General features: G+C 67.4%; 15 protein-coding genes and 1 pseudogene. 3 read left to right on the forward strand and 13 right to left on the reverse strand.

Annotated elements, in window-relative coordinates; all coding sequences use genetic code 11:
* The first annotated feature begins 162 nt into the window (after positions 1-162).
* Positions 163-2,460: a PAS domain-containing sensor histidine kinase gene (locus tag AC1DVA_RS14940; protein WP_476806366.1), complete on the forward strand. Its 2,298-nt coding sequence runs from the start codon at positions 163-165 to the stop codon at positions 2,458-2,460.
* 180 nt (positions 2,461-2,640) lie between these two features.
* Here AC1DVA_RS14940 and AC1DVA_RS14945 read toward each other — a convergent pair whose 3' ends face one another.
* The 4 genes and pseudogenes from AC1DVA_RS14945 to AC1DVA_RS14960 all read right to left on the reverse strand — a co-directional run.
* Entirely contained in the window at positions 2,641-5,595 is a 2,955-nt protein-coding gene (locus AC1DVA_RS14945) for a bifunctional [glutamine synthetase] adenylyltransferase/[glutamine synthetase]-adenylyl-L-tyrosine phosphorylase (protein WP_476806367.1), read from the reverse strand.
* A gap of 13 nt (positions 5,596-5,608) precedes the next feature.
* On the reverse strand, positions 5,609-7,111 hold the full coding sequence (locus AC1DVA_RS14950) for a HAMP domain-containing sensor histidine kinase (protein WP_476806368.1): 1,503 nt from the start codon (positions 7,109-7,111) through the stop codon (positions 5,609-5,611).
* Positions 7,095-7,778, reverse strand: coding sequence for a response regulator transcription factor (locus tag AC1DVA_RS14955; RefSeq protein ID WP_265052509.1), 684 nt, complete (start codon positions 7,776-7,778; stop codon positions 7,095-7,097). Before AC1DVA_RS14955 ends, AC1DVA_RS14950 begins: the two co-directional genes overlap by 17 nt.
* A gap of 197 nt (positions 7,779-7,975) precedes the next feature.
* Positions 7,976-9,074, reverse strand: a pseudogene (locus AC1DVA_RS14960) (trypsin-like peptidase domain-containing protein); the annotation flags it as partial.
* 183 nt (positions 9,075-9,257) lie between these two features.
* On the opposite strand from AC1DVA_RS14960, the gene AC1DVA_RS14965 reads away from it, so the two are divergent.
* Positions 9,258-9,497, forward strand: coding sequence for a hypothetical protein (locus AC1DVA_RS14965; protein WP_476806369.1), 240 nt, complete (start codon positions 9,258-9,260; stop codon positions 9,495-9,497).
* A 290-nt stretch (positions 9,498-9,787) separates the two neighbouring features.
* On the opposite strand, the gene AC1DVA_RS14970 is transcribed toward AC1DVA_RS14965, so the two are convergent.
* The 9 genes from AC1DVA_RS14970 to AC1DVA_RS15010 form a co-directional block, all read right to left on the reverse strand.
* Positions 9,788-10,258 carry a cytochrome c-type biogenesis protein gene (locus AC1DVA_RS14970; RefSeq protein WP_476806370.1) on the reverse strand — a complete coding sequence of 157 codons (471 nt, stop codon included), beginning with the start codon at positions 10,256-10,258 and terminating at the stop codon, positions 9,788-9,790.
* A 3-nt stretch (positions 10,259-10,261) separates the two neighbouring features.
* Positions 10,262-12,238, reverse strand: a complete 1,977-nt coding sequence (locus AC1DVA_RS14975; RefSeq protein ID WP_476806408.1) for a heme lyase CcmF/NrfE family subunit — start codon at positions 12,236-12,238, stop codon at positions 10,262-10,264.
* A gap of 5 nt (positions 12,239-12,243) precedes the next feature.
* A complete protein-coding gene (ccmE, locus tag AC1DVA_RS14980; protein ID WP_476806409.1) occupies positions 12,244-12,714 on the reverse strand; it encodes a cytochrome c maturation protein CcmE in 471 nt (156 codons plus the stop codon).
* Between the two features lie 41 nt (positions 12,715-12,755).
* Positions 12,756-13,859, reverse strand: coding sequence for a c-type cytochrome biogenesis protein CcmI (ccmI, locus tag AC1DVA_RS14985; RefSeq protein WP_476806371.1), 1,104 nt, complete (start codon positions 13,857-13,859; stop codon positions 12,756-12,758).
* 67 nt (positions 13,860-13,926) lie between these two features.
* Complete coding sequence (locus tag AC1DVA_RS14990) at positions 13,927-15,303, reverse strand: sensor histidine kinase (RefSeq protein WP_476806372.1); 1,377 nt, start codon at positions 15,301-15,303, stop codon at positions 13,927-13,929.
* Positions 15,304-15,312: 9 nt separating this feature from the next.
* Positions 15,313-15,981, reverse strand: coding sequence for a response regulator transcription factor (locus tag AC1DVA_RS14995; protein ID WP_265052504.1), 669 nt, complete (start codon positions 15,979-15,981; stop codon positions 15,313-15,315).
* A gap of 39 nt (positions 15,982-16,020) precedes the next feature.
* Positions 16,021-16,344 (reverse strand): PepSY domain-containing protein, encoded by a 324-nt coding sequence (locus tag AC1DVA_RS15000; RefSeq protein WP_476806373.1) that lies wholly within the window; start codon positions 16,342-16,344, stop codon positions 16,021-16,023.
* Between the two features lie 63 nt (positions 16,345-16,407).
* Complete coding sequence (locus AC1DVA_RS15005; protein ID WP_476806410.1) at positions 16,408-18,630, reverse strand: baseplate megatron protein TIM-barrel domain-containing protein; 2,223 nt, start codon at positions 18,628-18,630, stop codon at positions 16,408-16,410.
* Between the two features lie 10 nt (positions 18,631-18,640).
* Positions 18,641-18,838, reverse strand: a complete 198-nt coding sequence (locus AC1DVA_RS15010) for a baseplate hub domain-containing protein (RefSeq protein WP_476806374.1) — start codon at positions 18,836-18,838, stop codon at positions 18,641-18,643.
* 188 nt (positions 18,839-19,026) lie between these two features.
* On the opposite strand from AC1DVA_RS15010, the gene AC1DVA_RS15015 reads away from it, so the two are divergent.
* Positions 19,027-19,974 carry an IS110 family RNA-guided transposase gene (locus AC1DVA_RS15015; RefSeq protein WP_476806375.1) on the forward strand — a complete coding sequence of 316 codons (948 nt, stop codon included), beginning with the start codon at positions 19,027-19,029 and terminating at the stop codon, positions 19,972-19,974.
* Positions 19,975-19,977: the final 3 nt, after the last annotated feature.

Genomic DNA, 19,977 nt, shown 5'->3' on the forward strand with positions numbered 1-19,977 from the left:
TTCATCGGATAAACACCACAACCTAAAGGAGAATTCTGAGCCACTGACTCAACTCAGGGCTAGACAAAACAGGGCTCTCGGATTCAACTGACAGTGATTCGCGGGGATGCGGCACGTCTCCCGATCTTACTGACGGTAATCGATTTCCGAAGGGGGACGGGCATGTCGCGTGCCAACGCGGATTGCGCATCCGTGCGCGCCGATACGATTCTGGGCGTGGCGAGATCGCTGACGCATCCGTTGTATCAGCGGTTCGAAAGCTTCGAGCCCACATTTCGGACCGCCATCCCCGTGCTCGTCGGGATTTTCCTCGTCATCCTCGGGGCGGGCGCGATCATCCAGACATCCGCCATGCGCGACGACGCCCTCGTCGACGCGGCCGGCGACATGGACCTGGTCTCCGCGCTGGTCGCCCGCGAGCTCGACAATGCGACGCTGGCCGGCAAGGAGCCGGCGACCGTGCTCGCAGCCCTCACCGCCCGTCACCTCGCCGCCCATGGCCGCATCGTCCATGTCAGCGGCGCTGACGGTCGCGTCGTCGCCAGCGAGCCGGTGATCGGCCAGACGCAACGCACGCTCACCGACTTCCTCGGCCAGACCCAGCCACTCACGGTCTTCGGCGACCGGGCCGGCGTGATGCGCATCACCCTTCCGAACGGCGCCGATGTCTTCGCCAGCGTGCGCAACCTCGCCGCCCCGCTCGGCCAGGTCGCAGTGATGCAGCCGGTTTCCCGCGCGCTCTCGGTCTGGCAGGTTCGCCGCTCCGGTCTCTCCATCCTGTTCGGCGCCGCCGGGCTCGTCCTCGGCGTCATCACCGTCGCCTTCATGCTCCAGTCGAAGCGCGCCAGCGCGGCCGACGAGGATTGCGACTGCGTGCGCGAACGCATCGACACCGCCCTCAACCGCGGCCATTGCGGCCTCTGGGACTGGGATCTCGCGCGGGGCCGCATCTACTGGTCGGATTCGATGTATGCCTTGCTCGGCTACGACCGCGCCGGCGAGTACATGTCCTTCGGCGAGGTCAGCAGCTTCATCCATCATGACGATGTCGATCTCTACGCCCTCGCCGACGCCGTGAGCCGCGGCGAGGCCAGCCATCTCGATCAGGAATTCCGGGTCCGCGCCGTCTCGGGCGAGTGGCTCTGGCTCAAGGCCCGTGCCGAGCTGGTGATCGACCGCCGCACCCGCTCGCGACACCTCGTCGGCATCGTCGTCGACATCTCCGAGCAGCGCCGCATGGCCGAGCGCACCGCCACCGCCGATGCCCGCCTGCGCGATGCGGTCGAGGCGATCTCGGAGGCCTTCGTGCTCTGGGATGCCGACAACCGGCTCGTGCTCTGCAACGCCAAGTACCAGCAGCTCCACCAGCTGCCCGCCGAGGCGCTGCAATCCGGCACGAGCTATGACGAGATCATGGCACGCTCGGCCCAGCCGCAGATCGACGAGGAGCCGATGCGGGTCCAGCGCGGCGGCGCCGGCGCCACCTCCTACGAGGCGCGCCTCTCGGACGGCCGCTGGCTCCAGATCAACGGCCGCCGCACCAAGGATGGCGGCTCGGTCTCCGTCGGCACCGACATCACCAAGCTGAAGCAGCAGGAAGAGCGGCTCACCCAGTCCGAGCACCAACTCCTGATGCACGTCACCGACCTCAAGGCCTCGCGCCAGAAGCTGGAAGCCCAGGCCCAGCAGCTCGCCGAGCTTGCCGAGCGCTATCTGGAGCAGAAGGCTGTCGCCGAGAGCGCCAACCGCGCCAAGTCCGAATTCCTCGCCAATATGAGCCATGAGCTGCGGACGCCGCTCAACGCGATCATCGGCTTCTCCGAGATCATGGAGAACGGCATGTTCGGCCCGCTCGGTGACAAGTACACCGACTACGTCCGCGACATCCGCTCCAGCGGCGGCTACCTGCTCGGCATCATCGACGACATCCTCGACATGTCGCGCATCGAATCCGGCAAGATGCGGCTCGAGAAGAGCGAGATCGTCATCGGCCCGGTGCTGGACCAGGCACTGCGCAAGCTGCAGCCGGAGATCGAGCGCAAGCAACTCGTCCTCAGCCTCGAAGGCCCGTTCGACACCCATATCGAGGCCGACCCGCACGCGCTCTACCAGATCCTCGGCAACCTGCTCGACAACGCCGCCAAGTTCACGCCGGAAGGCGGGCGGATCGCGGTGCGCACGCGCCACGTCCCCGGCGCGCTCAACATCTTCATCGAGGATACCGGCATCGGTATCCCCAAGGAGAAGATCGACCGCGTCGGCCGGCCGTTCGAGCAGGTCGAGGGCGATCTGGTGCGCAGCTACAAGGGCTCGGGCCTCGGCCTTGCCATCGCTCGCTCGCTCGCCGAACTGCATGGCGGCTCGCTCAGGCTGCGCTCGGCCATGGGGGCCGGCACCATCGTCATGGTCCATCTGCCGCTCGACGGCGGCGCCGGCCGCGTCACCGCGCAGGCGGCGTAGAACCCGGCGGATTGCCGGCACATCCACGTCATTCCGGGGCAGGCCTCAGGCCTGGCCCGGAACCCGGAATCGAGGCGCTTCGCCATAAGGCATCCAGCGAAGGGCATCGGTTGCGGCTTCCGGGTTCTCCGTCCAGGCGGAGCCCCGGGATGGCGGGATGTCCAAGACGGCTGTCTGCGCTCAGCCAGCCCGTGCCTGCCCGAGGACGCGGGTGAAGATCGCCCTCACGCCAGAGCGGACCTCGTCCAGCTCCGCCTTCAGGACCTTCGCATCGGGACGCCCGACGGCCGTCGCGATCCTCCGTAGCACGCGCGGTGGCACCGCCTTGGGGTCGAAGGCTTCCTCGACGGTGAAACGCTGCCAGAGCTGCACGTCGCCGATCAGCCGATGCGCTTCCAGCAACACCGAGGCATCGCCCTCCGAGAGAAGGCCCGCGGCGCGGGCGGCGGCGAAGACCGAGGCCGTATCGTTGACGATCAGCGCGGGGTGCGCGCTGGCGTGGGCGAGCAGCAGGAACTGGGCGAGGAAGTCGAGATCGGTCAGGCCGCCGGCGGCCAGCTTCAGGTCCCACGGGTCCTTCTCGCCCTTTTCCTTGGCGATCAGCGCCCGCATCTCGGCCACGGCCGTCGCGACCTTGGCCGGCTCGCGCTTTCGCGACAGGATGGCGCGAATGGAAGCCTCGGCCCGTCGCGCCAGCCCGGCATCGCCGGCGACGACGCGGGCGCGGGTCAGCGCCATCTCCTCCCAGATCTCGGCCTCGCCCGCATGATAGGCCTCGAAACCGGCGAACTGCGTCGCCGCCGGGCTCTTGTTGCCGGTCGGGCGCAGGCGCATGTCGACCTGATAGAGCGTGCCGCGCCGCGTCGGCACCGTCAGCGCCGCCACCAGCCGCTGGGTGAAGCGGACATGCCAGGTGACGGGATCGAGGCTCTTGGCGCCGTCGCTCGGGCCAGCTTCCTCCGGCCGATCGTAGAGCAGGATCAGGTCGAGGTCGGATGAGGGCGTCAGCTCGCCGGCGCCAAGCCGGCCAAGCCCGAGCACCACCGTCTCGGCCCCGGCGATGACGCCGTGATCGGCCATGAAAGAGGCGCGCGTATCGGCGAAGGCGACGCGCAGGCAGGCCTCCGCGACGGCGCAATAGGCCTGGCCTGCCCCTTCGGCCGGGTAGACACCGGAGAGCAGCCGTGCCCCGACGAGGAAATTCTCCTGACGGGCGGCATCGCGCAGCCGGTCGAGCCCATCCTCGACGCTCGGCGGCGGCGACCCGACGAAATTGCGGATGCGGCGCTCCAGGGCGTCGGCGTCGAGCACGGCCTGCCCGAAGGCCGGGTCGATGACCCCGTCGAGCACATGGGGATGCAGTGCCGCGACCTTGGCGAGGCGCGGGGCGCTGCCGAGTATCTCGGCGAAGAGCGTCAACAGGGAATCATGCGAGCGCAGCAGCGTCAGCAGCTCGACCGCCGCGGGCATGCGGACGAAAGCATTGTCGAGATGGGCAAGCGCGCCATCGGGATCGGCCGTGCGGCCGAGCGCGACCAGCAGCGCAGGGGTCAGCTCCGTCAGCACTTCGCGGGCGCGGGCGCTGGTGACGGCGGCGCGGCGACCGAAATGCCAACCACGCACTGTCTCCGCCGCCGTCATCGCATCGCGGAAGCCGAGCTTGCCTAGAGTCTCGAGCGTCTCGGGATCGGGCTCGGAGCCCGTGAAGCTCAACGTTCCCGCCTCGGAAGCCAGGCTCGGCCCCTCCTCGAACAGCAGGGCGTAGTGCCCCTCGACGCGCCTCGCATGGGCGGTCAGCGCCTTGCCGAAGGCGGCGGCGTTGGCATAGCCGCAGAAGCGGGCGAAGGCATCGAGATCCCCGGCGGGCTTGGGCAGGGTCTGCGTCTGCTCGTCGTCGCGCATCTGCAGGCGATGCTCGATCGTGCGCAGCCAGCGATAGGATTCGGAGAGTTCGTCGCGCGCCTGCGGCGTGATCCAACCCTCGCTCGTCAGCTCCTTCAGCATGTCGAGCGTGCGCGGCCCCCGCAGCGCCGGGCGGCGACCGCCGAAGACGAGCTGCTGGGTCTGCACGAAGAACTCGATCTCGCGGATGCCGCCGCGGCCGAGCTTCACGTTATGGCCGGCGACGGCGATGGTCTCGTGGCCCTTCACGGTCTGGATCTGGCGCTTCATCGCGTGGATGTCGGCGATGGTCGCGAAGTCGAAATATTTGCGCCAGATGAAGGGAGCGAGATCCTTGAGGAAGCGCAGGCCGAGCTCCGTATCGCCAGCGATAGGGCGCGCCTTGATCATGGCGGCTCGTTCCCAGTTCTGCCCGACGGTCTCGTAATAGGAATAGGCTGATGGCAGCGAGACCGCGACATGGGTCGAGGCCGGATCGGGCCGCAGGCGCAGATCGACGCGGAAGACGTAACCGTCCGGCGTCCGCTCCTGGATGATGCGGGCGATCTGCTGCGTCAGCTTGACGAAGAAGCTCGACGGCTCGCCGACGCCGGCAGCTTCCGCCGCCTCGGGATCGAAGAAGACGACGATGTCGATGTCCGAGGAATAGTTCAGCTCGCCGGCGCCATGCTTGCCCAGCGCCAGCACGACGAGACCGGAACCAACTCCGGGATTGGCCGCATCAGCCAGCTTGATCCGGCCGAGATCGGCGGCCTGACGCAAGACGTGATCGGTCGCGAGGCGCGTCGCCATGTCGGCCGTCGCCGTGAGCGCGGCCGTCACCGTCTCGACATCCCAGACGCCACCGATATCGGCAAGCGCGATAAATAGCGCCATGCCGCGACGAAAACGGCGCAGCTCGCGCATCAGGTCGCCCGTTTCGCAACCGGCGACCGCGAAGGCCTCGATCCCGGCCAGCAGTTCGTCGCGGCGCGCCTCCGGCGACTGCGTCAGGCAGGCGAACAAGGCCTCCGGATCGAAGCGCATGACTTGGGTGAGGAACGGAGAATGCGCGAGGACGCCCGCGACCAGCACCGCGCTATGCGGGTGTCCTGCGAAGTGCACCTTGAGTGCCTCGGCGGCCGCTTCGTCGTGCAGCCGCTCGATCAGCTCGCGCGCGAGCAGCGCCTCGGCCTTGGCGCGTGCCGGCAAGACCGGCGCCGCATCCAGCCTGTCACAGAGCCGTTCAGCCATCACGCACCTTCCCTCAGAGGGACGGCACGCCAGCAGGGTTTGAGACGACTGTCGAGCTTTCAGGCTCCGGTACGGCCTTTATGTCCACAGGCTTGGCCTCGGCCACCGGCAGAGCGATGACCACGCGCAAGCCGGGCGCGTTGTCCTCCAGCCTGAGTTGTCCGCCATGCAGGCGCACCACCCCGGCGGCCAGCGACAGGCCAAGGCCGAAGCCCGGCTTGCTGCGGCTGGCATCAAGCCGGACGAAACGATCGAGCACGCGCCCACGATCGGCTTCCGGAACGCCCGGCCCGTGATCGGCCACGGAAAGCTCGATCTCCGTCCCGTTGCGTTGCGCGGCGACTTTCACGACGCCGTCGCCACCCTGTTCGGGGCCGCCATATTTCAGCGCGTTGTCGATGAGATTGGCCAGCGCCTGCCCGATCAGCTCGCGGTTGCCGAAGACCCGCAGGCCCGGGGCAACCTCGCTGGAGAGAGCAAGACCCGCCTCCTCGGCCAATGGCTCGTAGAGCTCGGCCATGCCTGAGACGATCTCCGAAAGATCGAGCTCGGCCATGTTCTCGCTGATCCGCCCGGCCTCGAGCCGCGCGATCATGAGCAGCGCGTTGAAGACGCGGATCAGGTTGTCCGCCTCTTCGATGGAACCATCGAGGGCCGCCCGCAGCTCGTCCGGCGACTTGGCGCTCCGCAGCGCCTCCTCGGCGCGATTGCGCAGCCGCGTCAACGGCGTCTTGAGGTCGTGGGCGATGTTGTCGGTGACCTGCTGCATGCCCGCCATCAACTCGCCGATTCGGTCGAGCATGGCGTTCAGGTTGAGCGCAAGGCGGTCGAGCTCGTCGCCCGTACCGGTGATGGCAAGGCGCCCCTTCAGGTCGCCTTCCATGATGCCATGCGCGGTCTCGCTCATGCCGTCGACGCGCTTCAGCACGCGCCGCGCCACGAACCAACTCGCAAAGCAGCCGAGGATGAAGACCAGCGCCAGCGACCAGCCGGCGGCGCGGCGGATGACGATGCCGAGTCGGTCGCGCTCCTCGAGATCGCGGCCGACGAGGAGGCGAAAGCCCGCGGGCAGCATGAAGACGCGGACGAGCGCGCGGCTCGGCGTGTCGACGTTCTCGCTGGAACGGGCGTATTCGATCTCGCTTTCACCGGTGCGGTCGAGCGTTCCCGGCGGGATCGCTTCGACATTGCCGGCGATGCGCTCGCCGACCGGTGTTGTGACAAGATAGAGCGAGGCGCCGGGTCCGCGCGAGCGACGCTCGACGATGTTGACGAGCCGGCGGATGCCGCCTTGCCGCTGCTGCTCGGCCAGGCCCTGGATCTCTGCATCGATGGTCGAGCGGATCTGATCCGTCAGCAGGCGCTGCGCGTTCCACGAGACATAGCCGAGCACGACGGCGGCGAAGAAGACGAAGATGACCAGAAAGGCCGCCGTCAGCTTGAAGGCCGTCGTGCGGAACAGGGTCGGCAGGAATTTCTGGCGCCTGCGCGCGGGAGGGTCAGCGCGCGCTGTCACGGACCATGTATCCCGCGCCGCGGATGGTGTGGATCATCGGCTGCTCGAAACCCTTGTCGACCTTGGCGCGCAGGCGGCTGACATGCACGTCGATGACATTGGTCTGGGGGTCGAAATGATAGTCCCAGACGTTCTCCAGCAGCATGGTGCGCGTCACGACCTGGCCGGCATGCTTCATCAGGTATTCGAGCAGGCGGAACTCGCGCGGCTGCAGGACGATCTCCTGCCCTTCGCGGGTGACGCGATGGGCGAGCCTGTCGAGCACCAGCTCGCCGACGCGATAGGTGGTGGGTTCGGAGGCCGGCGCGCCACGGCGGCGGGCGAGCACCTCGACGCGAGCCAGCAGCTCGGAGAAGGCATAGGGCTTGGGCAGGTAGTCGTCGCCGCCGGCGCGCAGCCCCTTCACGCGGTCATCGACCTGCGCAAGCGCCGACAGGATCAACGCGGGCGTCTCGTCCTTCTGCTCGCGCAGGGAGCGGATCAGGGAGAGGCCGTCGAGCCGCGGCAGCATGCGGTCGATGACGAGCACGTCGTAGCCGCCGCCCTCGGCCATGGCATAGCCCTGCAGCCCGTCCGGCGCATGGTCGGCGACGTGGCCGACCTCGCGAAAGGCCTTGGTCAGGTAGGCCGCAGCCTCGGCATCATCTTCGACGATCAGGAGTCGCATGGGCGGAGCCTAGCTCATCAAACGAAAAAACGGCAGGCCGGAGGATACGCATCCGGCCTGCCGCCGCGACGGCTGGTCCCTGGGCTGGGGCGACAGGAAACCTTAGGGACCAACCTGCCTGCTTCAGGCCGCCGGCTGGCGGCCGACCTCGAAGGTCACTTCACGGGACTTGCCCTCGCGGAACAGCGTGATCGTGGTCTTGGCGCCGGGCGCGAAGGTCGCGATCTTGCGCGAGAGTTCGCGCGCGTCCTTGATGGCCTCGCCGTTGACCGCGGTGATGGTGTCGCCGCGGCGGATGCCCGCCTTGGCGGCCGGACCATCGCCCTGCGCCTCGGCGACGAGGGCGCCCTTGGCTTCCTTCAGACCGATGGCATCGGCCATCTCGCCGGTGACGGGCTGGATCTGCACGCCGATGAAGCCGCGCGCCACCGTGCCGTCCTTCTTCAGCGAATCCACCACCTGCTTGACGGTCGAGGCGGGGATCGCGAAGGCGATGCCGACATTGCCGCCGGAGGGCGAGAAGATCGCGGTGTTGACGCCGACGACTTCGCCGTTCTGGTTGAAGGTCGGGCCACCGGAATTGCCGCGGTTGATCGGCGCATCGATCTGGATGAAGTCGTCATAGGGGCCGGAGCCGATGTCGCGGCCCTGGGCCGAGACGATGCCGGCCGTGACCGTGCCGCCGAGACCGAAGGGGTTGCCGATCGCCAGCACCCAGTCGCCGATCCGGGCCTTGCCTTCCGCCAGCTTCACGAAGGCGAAATCACCGGCGTCCTTGACCTTGAGCAGCGCGAGATCGGTGCGCGGATCGGTGCCGACGACCTTGGCGTCGAGCGTCTTGCCGGAGTCGGTGACAAGCTGGACCTCGACGGCGTTCTCGACGACGTGGTTGTTGGTCACGACATAACCGTCCTGGCTGACGAAGAAGCCGGAGCCCTGGGCCATGCCCTGACGCGGCTGCGGCCGGCTCGGAGCCTTGCCCTCGCCAGGCTCGCGGAAGAAGCGGCGCAGCTGCGGCGGCAGGTCGTCCAGATTCTGCTCGTCATTGGCGGCCGCGGCCTGCGTCTTGACGCGGACGGAGACGACCGCCGGCTTCACCTTCTCGACGAGATCGGCAAAGGAGGGCAGAGAACCCTGGGTGCCGGAGAGCTGGATCGGCTGCGCGATGGCGTTGTGGTTCTGCATCAGCGCGCTGTCGGCGATGCCGGCGGCGAGACCGATGCCGAGGACGGCGGTGCCGGCGAGAAGGGCGCCGCGCTTCAGGATGGACTTACGGGTTTCGTTCTGTGTCGTCATGGTTGAACCTCGTGGAGCGACAGGGATGCCCTGCTCGTGACGAGGACCATGAAGCCCGCCGCCTTACGCGGCTTTGGCCTGAAGATGACGGTTTCGTAAGGTTGCCGTGGACAGACCACCGCCGGCCTTGACGAAAGCCAGGCCGCCGAAGTTCCCTCGACAGGGTGATCGGCGGGGGCTGGCATGCAGACTATCTTGGGGCGGGTTTTCTGGAGCGTTGCGCTGGTCGCGACCTGCCTGAGCGGCGCGGCTTCCGCGCAGCAGGGTTCGGCTTACGGCGTCGGGTTGCGGATCGCGCAAACGCGGGGCTACGCCAATGCCGATTGCTATGCGCGCGTCTTCGCGAAGCATGCCATCGTGGTCGAGAATGACCGGGGACAGCGTGGATGGCGCGCGCCTTCGACGCCCGCCTACAATGCATAGCAGCGCTCGCGGTGCGGTGTCGATCGGTTGCAGGATTTGGCCATGCGGCGCGGCGCAGAACGCTTTGGGGCCGCTGGTGCTCCGCGACCACGCGGCGGTGTCTATGGCCTCGGGCTGAAGGTCGCGGCCGAGCGCGGCTATTCCGGTAGCGATGCCGCCTGCTTCGCCCGCACTTACGCAACCTTCGCTTCGCCTCACCCCGCTCCCCGCGGTCACGTAACCTACGTGATCGCCGGCGCCAGCATGCACTCCTATTCCCAAGAGCTGTTCCGGGCCTGCGGGATCAGCCGTTAGGGTTTCTCGGCGGGATCGATCAGGGCTGCGAGCCTCGCCTGCTCTTCGGGGGACAGCGCTTGCGGCCCTCCAACGGAAGCCGGGCGATTGCGCGCACGCGTCCAGACGAAGCCGAACGCCAGCAGCAGGATCATGAAAGGCGCAGCCCAGAGCAATATCGTGCGAGCATTCACGGGCGGGCGCAGCAGCACGAAATCGCCGTAGCGGGCGACGACGAAGTCGACCACTGCCTTATCGTCGTCGCCGGCCACGAGCCTTTCGCGCACGAGGAGGCGCAGATCGCGCGCCAGCGGCGCGTCGGAATCGTCGATCGACTGGTTCTGGCAGACCAGGCAGCGCAAGCCACCGGAAATGGCGCGCGCCCGCTGTTCGAGGGCCGGATTCGGCAGCACCTCGTCGGGCTGCACGGCAAAAGCGCCGACTGCCGTCAGAAGCGCAAAGCCGATGACGAGGGCGATCCGCCGCATGCCCTACTCCGCCGGCTGGGGCGCAGCGACCGGCGCGGCGCGTTTCGGCGCGGCCAGCCGGAAGCGCCGGTCGGTCAGCGAAAGCCCCCCGCCGAAGGCCATGATGATCGCGCCGATCCAGATCAGCAGGATCAGCGGCTTGTCGTAAAGCCGCACAGCGACGCCGCCATCCTGCGCCTCGCCGAGGCTGATATAGGCCTGGCTCAGCCCGTCGGTCCGGATTCCCGCCTCGGTCGTCGGCATGTTGCGGGCGGTGTAGATGCGCTTCGATGCCTCGACCGGCGCCAGCTCGCGATTGCCGGAGAAGAGCTGGAAGCGCGCGACCTCGGCGCGGAAATTCGGCCCCGTCCGCGGAGAAACACCTTCCAGGACAATGGTGTAACGCCCGCTCGACAGTCGCTCGCCCGGTTTGAGGACCGCGATCGACTCGCTGCTCCAGGCAGCGGCGGCAATGCCGATGATGCTGACGCCGACGCCGGCATGAGCCAGAGCGGTGCCCCAGGCGGAGCGTGGCAAGCCCTTGGCCCGCGACAGCATCGCCTTCCAGCCCTTGGCCCGCGCGACGATGCGCTCGCCGAGGTCGACCGCCGCGCCGAGGACCAGGAAGACGCCGAGGCCGATACCAAGCGGGGCAAGGACCGGCCCGCCCCGCGTGAAGGCAATCAGAGCGAGCGCCGTCAGCACGGCCAATCCGAAGGCGGCGGCATTGCGCTGCGCGGCGCCGAGCAGATCGCCGCGCTTCCAGGCCAGCGACTGGCCGATCGGCAGGATCAGCAGCAGCGGCACCATCACCGGTATGAAGGTGGCGTTGTAGAAGGGCGCGCCGACCGAGATCTTGTCGCCGGTCAGCATCTCCAGCACCAGCGGATAGAGCGTGCCGACGAAGACGGTGGCGCAGGCCGTGGCCAGGAAGACGTTGTTGACGACGAGCGCGCTCTCCCGGGAAATCGGCGCGAACAGCCCGCCCTGCCGCAGCAGCGGTGCGCGCCAGGCGAAAAGGGCCAGGGAACCGCCGACGAAGAAGATCAGGATGAAGAGGATGAACAGGCCGCGCGCCGGATCGCTGGCGAAGGAGTGCACCGAGGTCAGCACGCCGGAGCGAACGATGAAGGTGCCGAGCAGCGAGAGCGAGAAGGTCAGGATCGCCAGCAGGATCGTCCAGACCTTGAGCGCGTCGCGCTTCTCCATCACCACCGTCGAGTGGATCAGGGCCGTGCCTGCCAGCCAGGGCATGAAGGAGGCGTTCTCGACCGGGTCCCAGAACCACCAGCCGCCCCAGCCGAGCTCATAATAGGCCCAGTAGGAGCCCATCGCGATGCCGAGCGTCAGGAAGGTCCAGGCCAGCAGCGTCCAGGGCCGAACCGCACGGGCCCACATCGCGTCGATGCGCCCGTCGATCAGGGCTGCGACGGCGAAGGCATAAGTGATCGAGAAACCGACATAGCCGACATAGAGCAGCGGCGGGTGGATCGCGAGGCCGAAATCCTGAAGGATCGGGTTGAGGTCCTGCCCTTCGGCCGGCGCCGGGGCCAGCCGCTGGAACGGGTTCGAGGTGAAGAGCGTGAAGGCCAGGAACGCCACGGCCACCAGCCCCTGCGCGGCGAGCGTCCCGGCCCGCAGGCGCGGCGGCAGGGAGTTGCGCGACAGCGCCACCAGCGCGCCGAACAGGGTCAGGATCAGCACCCACAGCAGCATCGAGCCTTCGTGGTTTCCCCAGACCGAGGTGAGCTTGTAGATCAGCGGCTGCGCCGAATGGGAGTTGGCGACGACGTTGCCGACCGAGAAATCCGAGCGGACATAGGACGCGACCAGCGCCGCGAAAGACAGCGCGACCAGCGCGAAGCTGATCAGGGCCGCGCTGGTCCCGACCGACGCCAGCGCCCTGTCCTGGCGCACGACGCCCCAGAACGGCACCAGCGCCTGGATGACGGAGACGCCGAGCGCGAGAGCCAGAGCGTAATGACCGATCTCGACGATCATGCCGTTCATGGCTTGGCCGGAGCAGATGCAGGAGCGCCGGCGCCGCCGGGCTGCCAATGGCCCTGCTTCTTCAGCGTGTCGGCGACCTCGCGCGGCATGTAGGTCTCATCGTGCTTCGCCAGCACCGAATCCGCCTTGAAACGCCCTGCCCCTTCGAAGATGCCCTCGGTGACGACGCCCTGCCCCTCGCGGAACAGATCGGGCAGCAGCCCGTCATAGGCGACCTTGATCGCAGTCTTGCTGTCGGTGACAGCGAAAGTAACGCGCTGGCCCGGCCCACGCTGCACCGAACCGGCCTCGACCAGCCCACCCAGCCGCATGCGCGTACCGGGAGCAACGCCTTTCTCGGCGATCTCGGTCGGGCCGTAAAAGAAGACGATCGTGTCGCGCATCGCGAAGAGCACGAGGCCGGCCGCGAAGAACAGCACGGCGCCCGCCGCCGAGATCAGCGCGAGCCGACGCTGCTTGCGGGTCAGGCGGCGCTTGGCGGGAAGCGCGCGAGCTGGTTGGGCGACACTCATGGTGTGGCCTCCTTCAAGGCCAATTCATCGGCCAAGGCGTCGATGGCGGCAAGCGAAGCGGCATCCTGAGACAACCTCTCGCGCGCGGTCTTCACCGCCTGCAGCGCTGCCGGTCGATCCCCGAGGACGACGCGGGCCCGGATCAGGCGGCTCCATTCCGGCAACGTCCCGCCGCCCGCGGCCAGACGCTCCGCGAGGCCATCCACCATGTTCCTGATGGCCCGCTGTCGCTCTCCTTCCGGCAAGGCGGCGATCGCCCTGCGGCCGGCATCCGCCTGCATCTGCTCGATACGGGCACGGACCGCAGCGCTCCATTCCGCCTCTGGCGGCGCATCGGCCAGGAGTTGCTGCAAAGCCGAAAGCGCGCCCTCGCCGTCCCCGTCCTGCTCCTTGGCGACGGCCAGGTAGAAGCGCGCCCGTGCATTCTGCGGATCGAGGCGGACCGCTTCCACCAGCGCTTCGCGCGCAGCAGAGGTCACGACGCCGCCTGCTTCGAGGATGCGGGCTTCGCCGAGGCCAGCGAGCAGATTCGTATCTGGGTTTCCATAACGGACGGTCGCGGCGAAGGCCTTGGCCGCGTCGTCATATCGCCCCTGCCTCAGATAAATCGGCGCGATCAGCGACCAGCCCTTCGCATCCGTCGGGTTGGCGGCAAGATGTGCCTCCATGCGCGCCAGGACGACCGCAAAATCCTGCTGCGGCCCGGCGTTCTCCAGCCGCGCCGCCAAGGGCTGGTCGGGGAAGCCGGGCGAACCGTAGAGCCCATAGACCAGCAGGGCCAGCAGCGGCACGACCGACAGCATCAAGGCAGAGCTCGCGCGGCGGCGACGCAGCGACGGCTCGGTCTCACCCGATGGCCCCGTCTCGTCATTCGCCGCGCGCAGCAGCCGTCGTGCCGCTTCGGCGCGCGCAGCCTCCGCTTCCGGCTCCGCGATCAGCTTGCGCCCGAGATCGCGCTCGATCTCCTTGAGCTGTGCCCGATAGAGGCTCTTGGCATCCGCGACATCGGCGAAGCCCTGTATCCGGCCATGACTCAGCGGCCAGAGCAGGGCGAAGATCGCCGCTCCGGTCATGGCCGCAAAGATCGTCCAGATCATCATGCGGCGTTCTTAGCCAATCGGCGGGCCATGTTCATGGCGACAAAGGGTCACGTGGGTTGGATTTGATCTAGATCGAAGGCAGGACGAGACGCACCCGCAAGCCGCCGAGGGGCGAGCGCTGCAGCGTCAGCTCGCCGCCATAGAGCTTGGCGAGGTCGACGACGATCGAAAGGCCGAGGCCGGAACCGGGCATCGCCTCGTCGAGGCGGCGGCCGCGCTTGAGCACCTCCGCCATCGCATCGTCCGGCAGGCCCGGGCCGTCGTCATCGATCAGCAGCGCCATCTTCTCGCCCTCGCCGATCCTGCCTTCCGCGACCGAAACCTGGACCGTGGAATTCGCCCACTTGAATGCGTTGTCGAGCAGGTTTCCGAGCATTTCCTCGAAATCCTGCTTCTCGCCGCGGAAACGCAGCGACGGCGGGACCATGTGCGAACCCGTGATGTCCCTGTCCTGGGAGATCTTCATGAAGGTTCGAAGCAGCGCGTCGAGCGACGGAACGACCTCCGTCACACCGCCCAGCGCCCCGGACAAGGCCGCCGCGCGAGCGCGATCGAGGTAGTACTGCACCTGATCGCGCATGATCGCGGTCTGGGTTCTCACGGTCTGCGGAAGCTGGCCGTCATCCGTCCCAGCCTCGTTCATCATCACGCTGAGCGGCGTTTTCAGGGCATGGGCGAGGTTGCCGACCTGGGTGCGGGCGCGGTCGAGGATCTCGTGATTGGCATCGATCAGCTCGTTGAGCTCGCTCGCGAGCGGCGCAAGGTCGGGCGGATACTGACCGGCGATGCGCGGGCTCTCGCCCGTCCGCACCGAACCGACGGCCGCGCGCAGCCGCACCAGCGGCCGCAGGCCAAAGCGCACCTGCACGAGCGTCGAGGCGACCAGCGCGATGCCGAGCAGCAGGAAGGTCATCGCCAGCGCGAAGCGGAAGTCCTGGATATCGCCTTCGATCTCGTCGGCTGGCGCGGCGACGGCAACGGTGAAGCGCCCGTCCTCGCCGACATCGATCTCGCGCTCCAGAATTCGCAGCAGGCGGTCGTCCGGGCCGGAGACATAGCTTTCGCGCAGTCCGCGGCTGTTCGGCGCGATCGACTGGTCGAGCAGCTTCGGGAGCTGGCCGCCCACCAGCGAGCGCGAGGCGCGGACGTTCGGACGCTCGCCATCGAGGCGGGTGATCTGCCAGTACCAGCCGGTGAGCGGCAGATCGAAGCGCGGCTCGCCGAGGTCGCCGATGGTCTGGCGTTCGGTTTCCGGTGGCGCCGCGAGGTCGGCAACCAGTTGCTTGATGTAGACCGAAAGCCGCTCGTCGAAGCCGCGTTCGGCCGAGCGGCGATAAAAGGTGGTGAGGCCAACGCCCGCAAGGACCAGGATCAGGACGCAGCAGAAAGCTGCCGAGAGAAACAGCCGCGCTCCCAGCGAATAGCGATGGGATTTGAGGACCATCTCCCGCGATCAGACCTTTTCCGGAGCGGCGGCGATATAGCCCAGGCCCCGGACGGTCTCGATGATATCCACGCCCAGCTTCTTGCGCAGGCGGCCGACGAAGACCTCGATCGTATTGGAATCGCGATCGAAATCCTGGTCGTAGAGATGCTCGACCAGCTCGGTTCGCGAGACGACCCGTCCCTGGTGATGCATCAGATAGGACAGTAGCCGATACTCGTGCGAGGTCAGCTTCACCGGATTGCCGTCGACGACGACGCGGCTAGCGCGCGTATCGAGGCGGACGGGGCCGCAGACGAGCTCGGAGGTCGCGTGCCCCGCGGCGCGGCGCAGCAGCGCGCGCACCCGCGCCAGCAGTTCCTCGACATGGAAGGGCTTGACGACATAGTCGTCGGCGCCGGCATCGAAACCGCCGACCTTGTCGCTCCAGCGATCGCGCGCCGTGAGAATCAGGACGGGCATGGTCTTGCCGGCTCGTCGCCAGCCTTGCAGCACCGCGACGCCATCGACCTTGGGCAGGCCGAGGTCGAGGATGACGGCGTCATAGGGCTCGGTCTCGCCGAGATAGAGCCCCTCCTCACCGTCGAAGGCCTTGTCGACGGCGTAGCCGGCGTTCTCCAGCGCGGTCACGATCTGGCGGTTGAGGTCCTTGTCGTCCTCGACGACGAGCAGTCTCACGGTCGGTACGCTCCAGTTGTGCAGATGTCCGCAAGGTGGTCAGCGGATTGTGGCGATCTTGCCGGATTGTCCTTCCAGCGTCACCCGGGCAACGCGTCCGTCGCGCTTCAGCGTGGTGACGACATAGACGAACTCGTCGCCCTGGCGGCAGAGCCTGATGCGGACGACCTCGCCCGGAGCCGCGTGGCGGGCATGGCGCGAGGCTTCGACCGGCTGCATGACTCTGCCCTCTGCAACCGCATCGCGCGTCTCGTCGGAAGACAGGCAGGACATAGGCGTCGCGTCGTCGACGCGGATGATCGGCATCGGCGGAGACATCATGAGCGCGAAAGCGAGGATCGGTTCGACCGGCATCATCGACATGGGCTAACCCCATCCGCGTGAATGCGCCATGAATGCACCACCCCGTCCACAACCTAGACTAGATCATGCCACGGCGATCCGTCCACGCCATTCGCGCCCTCGCCCCATGGTTGTGCTGAGTTGCGCTACCGACAAGGCGAGTTCGGCCTGGCTGGAGCCGAAATCGGCGAGTTCCTGCGCAGTGGAATAGAGCCACCCCGGCGTATTCACGATTTCGGCATGGACGAGTGTGTCGCCATCGAGAACGCGAATCTCATAGCGTTCGTTGTCCTCCCCGAGCGGCACCTCCACCAGCTCCCATGAGTCGCCGTCGAGACGTGTGCGCCGGATCCAGCTCAGCTGGATGCCGGCCCCGGATCGCCGCGCTGTCGGTCGGACAGGAGACATCGGGAGCAACGCATCCCCCGCAACCGTCGTCGTGACCTCCGCCATCGTCGAATCACCGACGTCATGACGTGCAGGGCCGATCCGATAGCGCAGTTCCCTGCCGATGTCGGAGAGATCGGTCTTCAGCGTCGCCGCCGATCCATCGAGCGCGACGACGCGGGCGCCGGGCGGCAGATGGCGCGATGCCGCCGCCTCTGATCTCCCGATCCCGCGAACGAAACCCGAAAGGCGGAAGCGTTGTGGGCCGACGAGGTCGACCTGCGCCGCAGTGACGATCTCGATGGCGCCGTCCTCGCCGATCAAGGCCAGGGCGTTCGCGCCGGCCAGTGCCGCCTCCGGCGATACCGATGAAAGGACGCCGCCGCGCAGCCTGACTTCAAGCACCGCGCGCCGGTCGGTCCGCCAGGTTGGTCCCGGCGGCAGCTCGGTCAGCGTTTCGCCGATGATCGAGGGAGCCTCGACGAATCCGGCGACATCGAACAGCCCGGCCTCGTTTGCTGCCCAGATCGCTAGTGCACCGGGCCAGGGCGAGGCGAAGGCCGCGAGCGACAGCAACGCAGGAGGCTGCGCGGCAACGATCGGAAGGGCGAGCGGGACGGCGAGCGGCCGTCCGGGCAAGGCTGGCGGCGTTCGCGGCGGACGGCCTCCGCCCTTTGCACCAGCGATCGAGTAGATCGCCGGCTCGACGGCGCGCGCATTGATCTGGCGAGTCGCTCCGTCGGCGATGCGCACGACACGGAACAGCCTCCTGTCGCCATCGACGGGCAGGGAAACGACATCACCCGGCTCCAGATCGACACAGCGGGGGGAAAGCTCGCATTCCAGCGTCTCGCGCGCCGCCCAGGCCTCCTGCAGGCGCTGATCGGCCAAGCGCTGCCCCTCGGCGGATCGCGTCACGATGGCCGTCTCGACCGCGACCTCGCGGCGGGCGGCGCCGGCAAGGCGGCGCGAACGCGCGGCGGCGCTGCGATAATCGCTCTCGCTGTCGCTGAATCCGAGGCGCAGTTCCAGCGGCAGCTCGGTTTCCTGGTTGCGGCGCAATGTGAAGGGTTCGCCGTCGCGGTTCGGGACGAAATCGTCGGAGACGAGGAGCCGGGATACCTGGCCGCCGCGTCCTTCGAAACGAAGCCGCCCGGAACTCATCACGGCATCGAAGCCGAAGGTTTGGGCCAACGGCTCGAGCGCCTGACGCGCCGATAGCGGGCGATCGAGCACATAACCGTCCACGAACCCGTCGACGGCTATGTCCGTGGCCGGCGGCAGGCCGAAATCGGCGAGCAGCTTCGAAACGAGCCGATCGATCGGCGTGCCTTCGAGCCGGCCGTTCAGCCAGTGCCCGGTCTCGTAATTGGCGCCATCAGCCCAGATACCGCCGAGATTCGGGAAGGCCGGGAATGGCCGCGCATCCCAATTCCAGACGACGATATGCGCCGGGTCGATCATCCTGATGCCGCTTGTCGGATGAACTGGGTTGCGCGCGGCATCGAATCCGACCCGGGCCGGATCGAAGCCGGAGATGATCGCCTCCAGCCCGCGCGCCTGCACAAGATCGTCGCGCGCGCCGCTGGAGAACGGCGGAAAGCCGCCCTCGGCGGAACGGGTATCGGGAAAGACATTGGGCGCGTTCGCGCCCTTGTCCACCGCCGGAATGCCGATCTCGGTCAGCCAGATCGGCCTCGCACCCGGCACGAAGGGTGTGGCGGTCGTCTCCACCCCGCCAGAACGCCGGATATGAGGATGGCTCCACCAGCCGTGGAGATCTTTCGGCCGGAACAACCACGGCTTCGCGTAGGTGCCATCGGTGATCGGCAGGCGGGCATGCGCGGCGCGGGCCGCGTCATCGGCGTAGTACCAGTCATGGGCCTCGCCGGAGGTCAGGCGATTTCGCAGATAGGTCAGATCAGCGGGACTAGCCGATCTCCGACGTCGCTTCGGCCGCTTCCAGACCGGTCACCGCCGCAAAGGTCAGGCCATCGAAGGTCAGAGAGCGGTCATGATCGGTGAAAGCCAGCACCAGCCCATCGCGGCGCGTCAGGGTCCAGCAACGGCACAATGTGGTCGCGCCGCCTTCGAGATGGGTGGCGAGAGCGGCAGGGATGTCGCGCATGATGCAGGCCTTGTATCTCACGGTTGCCGACCGGCTCTGAGCCGGGGAAGCTGTCGACGGACGGGAGCCCGTACAGGCCTTGGGTGATTGAGCCCGCCTCTGAGCATGGGGCCCCGCCCGTCGGTTCCAGAGGGAGCCCGAACAGTCGCTTGGGCCGCAGTGCGAGCCCGGATTTGCAAGGACGGGTCATGGAACAACCTCCAGCGCCGCCGAGCTTCGTCGGCATCGATGTCTCGAAGGATCGTCTCGATGTCCATGTTTTGCCGTCTGGCGACGCGTTCGCGGTCGCCCGTAACGGCAAAGGCYTGGACGAACTGCTGACAGCCCTTCGCTGCCGATCCGTAGGCCTCATCGTGATCGAAGCGACCGGAGGATATGAACTCACGGTATCAGCCGCAATTGCCGCTGCCGATCTACCGCTCGCCGTTGTTAATCCGCGTCAGATTCGGGATTTYGCTCGTGCYACCGGGCGRTTGGCGAAGACCGATGCGCTCGATGCCGAGGTTATCGCGTTGTTTGCTGAGCGCATCCGCCCGGAAGCRCGCCRCTTGCCTGGRYCAGATGCACARGCACTTKCGGATCTGGTCGCRAGGCGGCGTCAACTGGTCGAGATGATCGGCATGGAAGGCAACCGCCTACGCCAGGCGCACACTCCGCTTATCCAGAAGAGTCTGAGGGCAACGCTCAAAATGCTTGAGGCGCAACTTGCCGCTCTCGATCACGACATCGACAATACGGTTCGCGCCTCGCCTRTCTGGCGTGCCGCGGATGACCTTCTTCTGTCCGTTCCAGGCGTCGGCAGCGTCACAGCTCGTACGCTGATTGCTGATCTTCCAGAACTCGGRCGCCTCGATCGGCGAAGCATYGCYTCCCTTGTCGGCGTRGCGCCCGTCAACCGCGACAGTGGCACCTGGCGCGGCCATCGTGCGATAGCMGGCGGGCGCCCAACCGTACGGCGAACGCTGTTCATGGCTGCTCTCGTCGGCGTGCGCTGGAACCCCGTTCTCAAAGATCAATATCAGCGGCTACTGGCACGAGGGCGTCCGAAGAAAGTCGCCCTCGTCGCTTGTATGCGGCGCCTCCTCACCATCCTCAACGCGATCATCCGGAGCGCGACGCCATGGCAAAACGCTTGACGC

The organism is Allobosea sp. P4_C6 (assembly GCF_056402015.1).